Source organism: Bradyrhizobium sp. P2_E8, assembly GCF_056403875.1.
Map to the genome: position 1 here is coordinate 1 of NZ_JBFUES010000127.1, position 11,689 is coordinate 11,689.

General features: G+C 64.5%; 10 protein-coding genes and 4 pseudogenes. 12 read left to right on the forward strand and 2 right to left on the reverse strand.

All coding sequences use genetic code 11. The features are described 5' to 3' along the window. Both AC1D00_RS09815 and AC1D00_RS09820 read left to right on the forward strand, forming a co-directional pair. Nucleotides 1-284, forward strand: a pseudogene (locus AC1D00_RS09815) (hypothetical protein); the annotation flags it as partial. Between the two features lie 40 nt (nt 285-324). Beyond that, on the forward strand, nt 325-591 hold the full coding sequence (locus tag AC1D00_RS09820) for a hypothetical protein (RefSeq protein ID WP_477010531.1): 267 nt from the start codon (nt 325-327) through the stop codon (nt 589-591). A gap of 352 nt (nt 592-943) precedes the next feature. Here AC1D00_RS09820 and AC1D00_RS09825 read toward each other — a convergent pair whose 3' ends face one another. Beyond that, nucleotides 944-1,210 (reverse strand): hypothetical protein, encoded by a 267-nt coding sequence (locus AC1D00_RS09825; RefSeq protein ID WP_477010532.1) that lies wholly within the window; start codon nt 1,208-1,210, stop codon nt 944-946. 127 nt (nt 1,211-1,337) lie between these two features. Next, nucleotides 1,338-1,647 (reverse strand): annotated as a pseudogene (locus AC1D00_RS09830) (SOS response-associated peptidase family protein); the annotation flags it as partial. A gap of 118 nt (nt 1,648-1,765) precedes the next feature. On the opposite strand from AC1D00_RS09830, the gene AC1D00_RS09835 reads away from it, so the two are divergent. From AC1D00_RS09835 to AC1D00_RS09880, 10 genes and pseudogenes are all read left to right on the forward strand, one after another. Next, nucleotides 1,766-2,686 carry a LysR family transcriptional regulator gene (locus AC1D00_RS09835; RefSeq protein ID WP_477010533.1) on the forward strand — a complete coding sequence of 307 codons (921 nt, stop codon included), beginning with the start codon at nt 1,766-1,768 and terminating at the stop codon, nt 2,684-2,686. Between the two features lie 65 nt (nt 2,687-2,751). Next, nucleotides 2,752-4,002, forward strand: a complete 1,251-nt coding sequence (locus AC1D00_RS09840) for an MFS transporter (RefSeq protein ID WP_477010534.1) — start codon at nt 2,752-2,754, stop codon at nt 4,000-4,002. A gap of 3 nt (nt 4,003-4,005) precedes the next feature. Further along, nucleotides 4,006-4,494 carry a cyclophilin-like fold protein gene (locus AC1D00_RS09845; protein WP_477010535.1) on the forward strand — a complete coding sequence of 163 codons (489 nt, stop codon included), beginning with the start codon at nt 4,006-4,008 and terminating at the stop codon, nt 4,492-4,494. A 28-nt stretch (nt 4,495-4,522) separates the two neighbouring features. Continuing rightward, nucleotides 4,523-5,523 (forward strand): annotated as a pseudogene (locus tag AC1D00_RS09850) (zinc-dependent alcohol dehydrogenase family protein). 40 nt (nt 5,524-5,563) lie between these two features. Next, nucleotides 5,564-6,868: pseudogene (locus AC1D00_RS09855) on the forward strand (arabinose transporter); the annotation flags it as partial. A gap of 8 nt (nt 6,869-6,876) precedes the next feature. Next, complete coding sequence (gene paoA, locus AC1D00_RS09860; RefSeq protein ID WP_477010539.1) at nt 6,877-7,518, forward strand: aldehyde dehydrogenase iron-sulfur subunit PaoA; 642 nt, start codon at nt 6,877-6,879, stop codon at nt 7,516-7,518. Then, entirely contained in the window at nt 7,515-8,468 is a 954-nt protein-coding gene (locus tag AC1D00_RS09865) for an FAD binding domain-containing protein (protein ID WP_477010536.1), read from the forward strand. Before paoA ends, AC1D00_RS09865 begins: the two co-directional genes overlap by 4 nt. Then, nucleotides 8,465-10,684: an aldehyde oxidoreductase molybdenum-binding subunit PaoC gene (gene paoC, locus AC1D00_RS09870; protein WP_477010537.1), complete on the forward strand. Its 2,220-nt coding sequence runs from the start codon at nt 8,465-8,467 to the stop codon at nt 10,682-10,684. Before AC1D00_RS09865 ends, paoC begins: the two co-directional genes overlap by 4 nt. A 163-nt stretch (nt 10,685-10,847) precedes the next feature. Further along, on the forward strand, nt 10,848-11,243 hold the full coding sequence (locus tag AC1D00_RS09875; RefSeq protein WP_477010540.1) for a (R)-mandelonitrile lyase: 396 nt from the start codon (nt 10,848-10,850) through the stop codon (nt 11,241-11,243). Nucleotides 11,244-11,330: 87 nt separating this feature from the next. Further along, entirely contained in the window at nt 11,331-11,558 is a 228-nt protein-coding gene (locus AC1D00_RS09880) for a metallophosphoesterase family protein (RefSeq protein ID WP_477010538.1), read from the forward strand. Nucleotides 11,559-11,689 lie beyond the last annotated feature (131 nt).

Here is an 11,689-nt window from a genome sequence, read left to right on the forward strand (position 1 = left end):
GTCCCAAGGAGGCTGCGATGCGAACCGCGATTTGCGCGATCTTTGCGTTCTGCGGACTTGCTGCGACGGCCGTCGCGCAACAACAACCTGCCGCCATTCCGGTCGGCATCATCAAAGCCCAGCACAGGCACATCGAGAAGACGCTCGACTTCGTCGGGCGGGTCGACGCCGTCAACAGGGTCGAGATACGGGCCCGCGTGCAAGGCTTCCTGGAAGGCGTTCTATTCAAGGAAACGACATGCTCGACCAGCGGGCCTTCCCCGGTCGAGCATGCCTCCATCTGAGGAAGGCAGAGTTCTACATCTGTAACCAAGGGAGATCGCCATGAAACGAGCATTCTTGATCGCCGCCGTCGTCATCTGCGGAGTTTCCGTTTCAATCGGCTGGACAGAAACCGACGGTCTCTCATTGTCCGTAAGCAGCGCGCAGGCCCGGGTCGGTCGTCCTCTGACGCCGATGAGCTATGCCGGCGTGGCTCGCCGTACGACGCGTCGGGCGGTCGTGGGAGGAGCAGCCGTGGGAGCAGCGACGGTTGGCGCCGTCGGCGCATGTCATCGCGTGCTGGTCAACGGGGCGTGGGTCTGCCGCTAATCGGCGGGCGTACCCGATAGGCCGCCGAGCCTTGGGACCCCGATAAGCTCCCTTGGACATGCCTTCGCGCGACACCATCCGGCGCCTTCAACTCACGACGGCTGGACTGATATGCCAATCGGAGTTGACGGCGAACGCCTCAATGAAGGTGGCCGCGAAGCCGCTTGATGAGCTCGAGCAGATCTTTCACGTACTCCTCGACAACGCGGCGGGCCTCCTCCGTGCGCGACGGCTTCGTCTCGGCCTTTTTTCCGCCGTTGGGGGGAGGTTGAACGAGTCTCTTCATGAGCGGACCATGAGGAAACGTCGGAAGACACCATTGATCAGAGTCAAGGAAAAGCAGCCATCCCTTTTAGTCGTCGGGCCGGCACTCGGGGCAGGTGTCGCCGATCGTCTCCAGGACATTCCGGATTTCCACCATCGCTTCCTGCGGAGATCGATTGGCCGGCGGCTCCCCCCGTGCGATGTCCAAGGCCCGCTCGCGAGCGTGCGGGTCGGCGCGGTCCTGCATCCAGCCGTGCTCCTCGCATTCGCGGATGGCGCCGGCCTCCTGCAGCACCGAGATGGCCCAGCCGCGCAACGTCCGGATCGCGGGACGTCTTTCCTTGGTCATCAGCATCGAGATCGCTCCTGCCGTGACGAATCCTTGGGGCCGCCGCCTCGTTCCGGGCGGTTAGCACGGGTCAGGGATTCCGAAATGCAGAGGCTCGGGCTTGTCCACGTGTTCCGCCGGGCTGTGCAGAAACCTACGTGGTCGGCGCCCGGTCTTCCTTGACGCCGCGGGCGACGATCCGGAGCGCGCCGTCCGGTAGGGGCCGCTGCAGCTTCAGGGCTTCATTTGGAGACGCCGTCATCCAGGTCTCGACCTCTTCCGGCGTCGTCAGGATCACCGGCATCGCCTTCGGGTGGATGGCGCCCATTTCAGCGTTGGGGTCCGTCGTCAGGAACGCGTAGAGGGTCGTGGGTGGTCTCGCCTTCCTCGACCTTCCGAACCGACGTCCAGCTCGTCCAGATGCCGGCGAAGCATGCGAGCGGGCGGGTCTCGTCGAACGCGAACCCGCAGAGCACGATCTTCCATCCGTCTCGCTTTAGCCAAGCTTGGACCTGTGCGGACATCGTTGAGTTTGACTCATCATCGTTGCACCATGACCGCGCAAGGGACAGAGTCCGAAACATGCGTATCAACCGCACCGATTTCGCCGATTTTGCCTATTTCCTGGCGCTCGCGAAGCATCGCAGCTTTCGCCGGGCCGGCCTCGAGCTCGGCGTGAGCGCCTCGGCGCTGAGCCATTCGCTCAAGGCGCTGGAGGCGCGGCTGGGCGTGCGGCTGTTCAATCGGACGAGCCGGAGCGTCACCCTCACCTCCGCCGGAGAGGAGTTGCAGGCGGCGCTGGCCGCCCCGTTCGATGCAATCGGGACGGCAATAGAAGCGCTTAACCGCTATCGGGACGAGCCCACGGGCCGGATTCGACTCAACGTGCTTGAGCACGCGAGCTCGTTGCTGCTGGCTCCGGTCCTCCCGGTGTTCGTCGAGCGCTATCCCGGCATCGAGATCGATGTCGCCGTCTCAAATCACCTGATCGATGTGGTCGCTCAGGGCGCAGATGCCGGAATTCGCTACGGCGGCACGGTGCCGGAGGACATGGTCGCGCAGCGGCTATCGGGCGATATCCGCTGGGTCGTGGTCGGCTCGCCAGCCTATTTCGATCGGCATGGCGTCCCCTCGCACCCGAGCGACCTGCACGCACATAGATGTCTCCGTATCCGCCTGGGCGACGACAGCATCTACCACTGGGAATTCGAGAAAGACGGCGAAGAGGTCGCCGTTGATGTGCCGGGCGCGATCACGATCGACGAGACTCAGTTCGCGCTCGCCCTTGTCCAGGCAGGGGCTGCGGTGGCCTACCTCCCGCAGCCGTGTGCGGCCCCACTGATTTCGCGGGGAGTGCTGCGCAGCGTCCTTGACGACTGGGCACCGATGGGACCCGGGTTCCACATCTATTACCCGGGCCGTCGCCAACTGCCGACGGGCCTGCGCCTATTGATCGACCTGATCCGAGAGATGCAGCCGCTCGGGCCATATGGGTCCGGCTGATCGATGAGCGCAACTCAACGCTTCATCGCATAGGTTCGGGATAATCCCCGGCCGCCTCGCGGCCTATGTTCCGTGCACAGATCATCGCACGGAGCGAGCAAGTGACCGAACAAGCTATCCTCGGCAGCCCCGAGATCTCGGCACGGGGGCAGAGTTCGGATCGGACGGGATGGGGGGCCGTACTCGCGCTGGCGCTGTGCGTCTCGACGCTGATCGCCTCCGAGTTCATGCCCGTCAGCATCCTGACCCCGATCGCATCCGACCTCCATCTCACCGAGGGCGCGGCCGGGCAGRCGATCTCGGTGTCCGGCCTGTTCGCGGTGCTGACCAGCCTCTCYATCTCCACGATGACCCGCGGCATCGATCGTCGGACGCTGCTGCTCTCGTTGACCGCCCTCATGCTGGCGTCAGGTCTCTTGGTCGCGTTCGCGCCCAACTTCGCGATGCTCATGGCGGGGCGCGCCCTGCTCGGGGTGGTGATCGGCGGTTTCTGGTCGATGTCCGCCGCGACCGTCATGCGGCTCGTTCCGGAGAGGCAGGTGCCGCGCGCGCTTGCGATGCTCAACGGCGGCAACGCGGTCGCGACCACCGTCGCCGCGCCCCTTGGCAGCTTTCTCGGTCAGTACATCGGATGGCGCGGCGCGTTCTTCCTCGTGGTTCCGCTCGCCGTCGTCACCTTCGTCTGGCAGTGGCTGACCCTGCCATCGATGCCGTCCGAGGCGGCCAAGGAGCAACGCAGTGCGCTGGGCGTCCTGCGCCGTCCGAACGCCCGCCTGGGCATGGTCGCGGTCGCGCTGCTGTTCGCCGGACAGTTCGCCCTGTTCACATACCTGCGGCCCTTTCTCGAAACCGTCACGCGTCTCGATGTTTCCGCGCTCTCCGGGGTGCTGCTCGTCATGGGCATCGCCGGCGTGATCGGCACCTGGCTGATCGGGCGCATGGCGGCGCGCAGTCTTTCGACGCCCCTCATCTTGGCTCCCTTGGCTCTCGCTGCGATCGCCTGCGGCCTGGTGGCGCTGGGGAGCTTCGCCGGGCCGACGACGGCTCTGCTGACCCTCTGGGGCATGATCGGAACCGGTGCGCCGGCCGCCTGGTGGACGTGGGTCGCGCGCCGATTTCCCGACGACGCGGAATCTGCGGGGGGCCTGTTGGTGGCGGTCGTCCAACTTGCGATCACACTCGGCGCCGCTGGCGGCGGGATCCTGTTCGACGCTGCGGGCTATCGAACGACATTCCTCGCGAGCGCGGGACTGCTTGGAGCTTCGGCGTTGCTGGCTGTTCTCGATGCCCGCGCCAGCTGCTCAGTGGAGGCGTAATCCATGAAGCCGACTACTGAGAATGGACTGTCTCGCCGGCGGCTCGTATTCGCGATGATCTCGACCGATCTAATGCCGCAGGCCGCGTTCGCCGAAACGACGGCTGTTGAGGCACAAACCGGAGGAACGGCGACCATGCGTATCCGTTGCAGTTTCGCGGATCAGACATTCAGGGTAACGCTGAAGGACAATCCGTCCGCCCGCGAATTCGCGGCGATGTTGCCTTTGGATCTCGGTATCGAGGACTATTCGACCAACGAGAAAATCGCCTACCTGCCGCGCAGGCTTACGGAAGAAAGAGGCGGTCCCTTCTCGAACGAGGCCCCGGGCGATCTCTGTTACTACGCACCGTGGGGCAACCCCGCCTTCTTTCATGGCGGCTACAAACATTCGAGCGGCTTGATCCGACTCGGCCGGCTCGACGACGGTCCGCGACCGCTACTCAAGCGCGGCAAGTTCTCGCTGCGCATCGAACAGCTTCCATCTGCTTGAGAGGAGAACAGCCGTGTTTGCAACCGTGATGTACGGTCCCCGCGACGTTCGTATCGATCGGGTCGAGGATCCCAAGATCGTCAAACCGACCGACGCCATCATCAAATTGTCGGCCACCTGCATCTGCGGGTCGGATCTGTGGCCGTATCGCGGGCTGCAACCGACTGACGCGCCGGCCCATATGGGTCACGAATATTGCGGCGTCGTCGTGGAGGTCGGCAGCGAGGTCAGGGCTGTCCGGCCTGGTCAATTCGTCGTCGGCTCGTTCTGCCTTTCGGATAACACCTGCCCGCACTGCAAGTTCGGCTTTCAGTCGTCCTGCGTGCAGCGCGAATTCATGACGGGGGCGCAGGCGCCATACGCGCGCGTGCCGCTGGCCGATGGGACGCTGGTCGCCACCGCCGAACTGCCTGGTGATGATCTCGTTCCGCACCTGCTGGCGACCTCCGACGTGCTCGGCACGGGGTGGTACGCCGCCGATGCCGCCAATGTGCAACGAGGGTCCACGGTAGCCGTCGTCGGCGACGGAGCGGTGGGACTGATGGGCGTCTTGGCCGCGAAGGAAATGGGCGCGGAACGTATCATCGCGACGAGCCGGCATAAGAGCCGGCAGGAGCTGGCGCGAGACTTCGGCGCGACCGACATCGTGGCCGAACGGGGGGCCGCGGGGATAGAGCGCGTAAAAGAGCTCATGGCCGGGGTCGGTGCGGACTCCGTCCTGGAGTGCGTCGGTACGCAGGAATCCATGACGAAGGCGATCGATTCCGTCCGTCCTGGTGGATCGATCGGCTATGTCGGAGTGCCTCATGGCGTCACCTTCGACGGGCAGGCGATGTTCTTCGCGCAGCGGCGCATGCTCGGTGGCCCGGCCCCAGTCCGTCGCTTCCTGCCTGATCTGATGGACCGCGTTCTCAACGGCAGAATCAAGCCCGGGAAAGTGTTCGATCTCTCGGTGCCGCTTGCGAAGTCGCGGAAGGATATCGCGCGATGGACGAACGGCGAGCGATCAAGACGATGCTCACGGTGTAAGGCCGCGATGTCGGATACAGTGATGCCAGAGTCCGCTGCGGCGCAAAGCCTCGCGACCATCCTTTGGCCGATCATGGCGGTGGTTTTCGTCGCCTTTCTCGTCATCGGCGTCGCGATGCCCGTCCTTCCGCTCCATGTGCACGATGGGTTGGGCCAAAGCACCTTCGTGGTCGGGCTCGTCGCCGGCAGCCAGTTCGCCGCTTCTCTAGTCTCGCGACCGTGGGCGGGCAACTTCTCCGACGGCCGGGGCGCAAAGCGAGGTGTGGTCGTCGGCCTGCTGGCGGCTGCGGCTTCCGGCGTGCTTTACCTGCTTTCGCTCGGCTTTACCGAGATCCCTCTGATCTCGGTGGCGATCCTTCTGCTGGGACGAGGGCTGCTCGGCGGCGCCGAAAGCTTCATCATCACGGCTGCCGTGAGCTGGGGACTGGCGCTCGCGGATTCCCGCAGCACGGGCAAGGTCATCGCTTGGGTGGGGTCAGCGATGTTCGCGGCCTTCGCGATCGGGGCGCCGGCCGGCGCTGCACTCTACGCCTCTCACGGGTTTGTCGCGATCGGCGCGGCTACGGCCGCAGCGCCGCTGCTGACCCTGCTGATCGTAGCTCCGCTCCGGACGGTTGCGCCGGCTGTCCATGCCCGCTTTTCTTTCGCCGAAGTTCTCGGGGCCGTCTGGGTGCCGGGATTGGGCTCTGCACTGGGCAGCGTAGGCTTCGGCGCAGTGACGACGTTCGTCGCGTTGCTGTTCGCGCGTCAAGGTTGGGCCAACGGTTGGCTGGCCTATACGTCCTATGCCCTCGCTTTCATTCTGGCGCGGATATTCCTGAGCCATCTGGCCGACGCGATCGGCGGCGCGAAAGTCGCGCTGATCTTCGCGGTGGTTGAAGCGGGCGGCCAGGCGCTGATCTGGTTGGCAGTCCGTCCGGAGATGGCGCTCGCCGGCGCCGCGCTCACCGGCTTCGGCTTCTCGCTGGTTTATCCCGGCTTCGGTGTGGAGGCGGTATGCCGGGTGCCGGCGCAGAGCCGTGGCCTTGCCATGGGAGCCTACACGGCGTTCCTGGATCTCGCTCAAGGACTCGCGAGTCCTGCGCTCGGCCTGATCGCGGCCGACGCGAGGCTGAACTCCGTGTTTCTCGCCAGTGCTGGCACGGTGCTCTGCGCTGCGCTTGTAGCTTTGTGGCTGTTGTCCGACAGCTCCGGAAGGAGCCGAATGAGGATGCCCGGGGATATCTCGGACGACGAAGTTCCATGGGTGAGAACGGCTCATCGTTTCATCAAACGCAGCGCATTCGAACCCCGGCCCGACATGGGAATTAACGTCGGAACATGCCCCAGATCGGCGGAAATCTAGGAGACGACATGCCAAAACCGGTCAAACTGGAAGTATCGAGGCGGCGCCTTCTGGCTGCCGGCACTGCGACGGCGATGGTCGGCGTCGTCCCCGGCGCACAGGCGCAATCGCAACCCTCGAGTCAAAAGCCCTCGCAGCGTCCGACCGGCGTATCGTTCGAGGTGAACGGAAAGCCGCGCAGCCTTCAAGTCGACAACCGCACGACGCTTCTCGATGCCCTGCGGGAGAATCTCAGCCTGACCGGCACCAAGAAGGGATGCGACCACGGTCAGTGCGGCGCCTGCACGGTGATCGTGAATGGAACGCGCATCAATTCTTGTCTCACGCTCGCCGTCATGCACGAAGGCGACAGGATCACCACGATCGAGGGATTGGGCCAGCCTGAGCAGCTTCATCCCATGCAGGCTGCCTTCGTCAAACATGATGGCTATCAGTGTGGTTATTGCACGCCCGGCCAGATCTGCTCGGCGGTAGCGGTGCTCGACGAGATCAAGGCGGGAATCCCGAGCCATGTCAGCCCTGACCTGACCGCTCCTCCTGAACTGACGAACGCCGAACTGCGCGAACGCATGAGCGGCAACATCTGCCGCTGCGGCGCTTACTCCAACATCGCCGAGGCCATCGCCGAGGTTGCGGGGAGCAGCACATGAAGGAATTCACTTACGAACGCGCCGCATCGGCCCAAGAAGCCGCGGCCAAGGCGAAGGAAACGCCAGGCGCGAAATTCATCGCCGGCGGCACCAACCTCCTCGACCTGATGAAACTCGAGATCGAGACGCCGCGACATCTCATCGACGTCAACGGGCTCGGCCTCGACAAGATCGAGAATACCCAGGACGGAGGACTCCGCATCGGCGCGTTGGTCAGAAACACTTCGCTTGCCGCCGACATGCGCGTCCGGAAGGATTACGGGGTGCTCAGCCGTGCGCTCCTCGCCGGCGCCTCCGGCCAGCTCCGCAATAAGGCGACGACGGCCGGAAATCTGCTCCAGCGCACGCGCTGTCCCTACTTCTACGATATCAATCAGCCCTGCAACAAACGAAGCCCCGGCACCGGCTGCGCAGCGATCGAGGGCATCAGCCGACAATTGGGCGTGATCGGAACCAGCGAATCGTGCATTGCGACCAACCCCTCGGATATGGCGGTCGCCATGCGCGCGCTTGACGCTGAGGTGGAGACCGTCGACGACATGGGTCGAACGCGCAAAATCCCGATCGCCGAATTCCACCGCCTGCCGGGCAACACCCCGCACATCGAAACGACGTTGGCCGCCGGCGAATTGATCACGGCCGTGACGCTGCCGCGGCCGGTCGGCGGCACCCATGTCTACAGAAAGGTCAGAGATCGGGCTTCCTACGCGTTCGCGCTGGTATCCGTCGCGGCCGTCGTGCAGCGGGACGGGTCCGGACGGGTGGCCGTCGGCGGCGTGGCCCACAAGCCGTGGCGGGTCGAAGACGCCGAAGTCGATCTGCCCAAAGGTGCCAAGTCCTTCTCTGCGCGGTTGCTCGCCGACGCGAGGCCGACAACCGATAACGCGTTCAAGATACCCCTGGTCGAGCGGACGGTTGCCGCCGCTCTGAACGATGCGAGGCAGCAATGAAATTCGACAAACCCGCCGAAGCCAACCCCATCGACCGCATGCAGGTGGTGGGGCGAGCACATCCCCGCATCGACGGCCCCTTGAAGACGACGGGAAGGGCGCCGTACGCCTATGAGCACCACGACGTTGTGACCAATCCGGCCTACGGGGCCATCGTCGGGTCCGCGATCGGCAAGGGCCGCATCGCCAGCATGAATCTCGCGGAGGCGGAGCGCGCGCCTGGGGTTCTGGCGGTCGTGACCCCCGAGAACGCCGGCAAGCTCGGCAAGGGCAAATTCAACACGGCCAAACTGCTCGGCGGCCCTGAGATCGATCACTATCACCAGGCAATCGCGGTGGTCGTAGCGGAGACCTTCGAGGAGGCGACGGCCGCGGCCGCGCTGATACGCGTCGAATACGCGCCCGCCGATGGCAGGTTCGATCTCGAGGAGGCGCTGAAAACTGCTCCTCTTGCAAAGGACCCCAACAGTCCCGAAAAGGATGCGCCTCCCGAAAGTCGTACCGGGGACTTCGAACAGGCCTTCGCTCAGGCACCGGTGAAGCTCGACGAGCTCTACACGACCCCCGACCAGAGCCACTCGATGATGGAGCCTCATGCTTCGATCGCAGCCTGGAACGGCGACAAGCTGACGGTGTGGACGTCCAACCAGATGATAGACTGGGGCAGGACGGATCTCGCAACCACGCTCGGTGTTCCTAAGGAGAACGTCCGCTTCGTATCGCCCTACATCGGGGGCGGCTTCGGCTGCAAGCTGTTCTTGCGCTCCGACGTGGTGATGGCCGCGCTGGGGGCGAAGGCGGCCGGCCGGCCGGTCAAAGTCGCATTACCCCGGCCGTTCATTCCGAACAATACGACCCACCGCCCCGCTACCCGGCAGCGCATCCGGATCGGGGCGGGCGCGGATGGGCGCATCATTGCCATCGCGCACGAAAGCGGCTCCGGCGATCTCCCCGACGGTCAGCCGGAGACGGCGACCAATCAAACGAGACTGCTGTATGCCGGCCCTAATCGTCTCACTTCGATGCGGCTCGCCGTCATGGACCYGCCGGAAGGGAACGCGATGCGCGCCCCCGGCGAGGCCCCTGGCATGATGGCGCTCGAGATCGCGATGGACGAACTGGCCGAGAGGCTGAGCCTGGATCCGGTCGAGCTGCGCGTGCGCAACGACACCCAGGTCGACCCCGAGAAGCCGGACCGTCCTTTCTCCCAGCGCAACCTGGTGCGTTGTTTGCGCGAGGGTGCCGAACGTTTCGGTTGGACGCGCCGGAGCGCGACTCCGGGCGCCGTGCGGGACGGACAATGGCTCGTCGGCCTGGGCACCGCGGCCGCCTTCCGAAACAATCTGCTGGTTCCTTCGGGCGCGCGCGTCAGGCTGGGGAGAGATGGGCTCGTCATCGTCGAAACCGATATGACCGACATCGGCACCGGCAGCTATACGGTCATCGCACAGACCGCCGCCGAGATGATGGGCGTCGACATCGGAAGGGTCGTGGTTCGCTTGGGCGATTCCGCCTTCCCCGTCTCGTCCGGGTCCGGAGGGCAGTTTGGAGCGAACTGTTCGACATCAGGCGTCTACGCAGCCTGCGTAAAGCTTCGGGAAGCAGTTGCGCAGCGACTCGGCTTCAACTCGGCGGAGGCGACGTTTTCGGACGGCCAGGTGATGAGTGGAAACCGTTCCGCGAAGCTTGCCGACGCCGTCGGCGAAGGCGAACTCGTCGCCGAGGACAAGATGGAATGGGGAGGTCTGGACAAGAGCTACCAACAATCCACATTCGGAGCCCACTTCGTGGAAGCTGCCGTTGACAGCTTCACCGGTGAGGTCCGGATCCGCCGCATGCTGGCCGTGTGCGCGGCCGGCCGTATCCTTAATCCCACGACCGCGCGGAGCCAGGTAATCGGAGCCATGACGATGGGCGCGGGAGCCGCGCTGATGGAGGAGCTCGCGGTCGACAAGCGACGCGGTTTCTTCGTCAATCACGACCTTGCCGGCTATGAGGTGCCCGTCCATGCCGACATTCCACATCAGGAAGTRATCTTCCTCGAAGAGGCCGACGACAAGGTCTCGCCGATGAAGGCGAAGGGCGTGGCCGAGCTCGGCATATGCGGGGTCGCGGCGGCCGTCGCCAATGCCGTCTACAATGCGACGGGCGTCCGCGTGCGCAATTATCCCATCACTTTGGACAAACACCTCGACAGGTTACCGGAGGTCTCTTGACAGGGCACTGCGGAGGCTTCCTCCGAAGCGACCACAATGCATGATTCCGAGCGCATCGCGCCGCGGCATCATAGAGGCTACGGCTGCAGGCCTCGCCGCGCTCGCCGCAAGGAGAGTCGGTGCGGAGCTGTCGATCGCGAAGCAGAGGAATGAGGACATGGACATCGACATCAAGCGAAGCGGATCGCGGCCCTCCACCAAGGGGTCGGCTGAGTGGTTTACCGGAGCGGTGCGTGTGGATCCGCTTTTCCAGGCGCCCGACCCTGCGCGGGTGGGCGGCGCTCATGTGACGTTCGAGCCGGGCGCTCGCACGGCGTGGCACACGCATCCGCTCGGCCAGACACTGATCATCACCTCCGGCTTTGGATGGGTGCAGAGGGACGCAGGACCTATCGAAGAAGTGCGCCCCGGCGACGTGGTTTGGTTTCCGCCCGGCCTGAAGCACTGGCACGGCGCTTCGCCGACAACGGCGATGAGCCATATCGCAATCCAGGAATCCCTCAACGGAAGTCCGGTGACCTGGATGGAAAAGGTGAGCGACGAGCAGTATCGCAAGTGATTGGACAGGCTGGGCAGTGCTAATCTTCAGATGGTTTGTCCAGCCAGCAGCAGCCGATCGTCCCGGAGCGCTGAGCTGGAACGGCTTGTGGTTAAGCTGCAACGCTGCGTAGGCCAGAACCCCTTCGCTCAGGGCATTGATGTCATTGTTTCCGGCCACTCCCACGTGCCGAAGATCGCTAACGTCGACGGCTTACTCTACGTGAATCCCGGCAGTGCCGGGCGCCGACGCTTTAGGCTACCGATCACGCTTGCGAGCCTCGAAGTCACGCCCGACGGACTGAAACCGATCATGCACGATCTTGAAGTCGGATAAGCCGCGCCGCAGCACGCCCAGTCAGGCGAAGCTCTCGGCGCCATTTCGGCCGCCAGGATGTAAGTCGCATCGATGTGCAGCGTCAGATGGGCTGATCGAGCTGAGGCTCGACATCGTCGTTACCCAGCGTT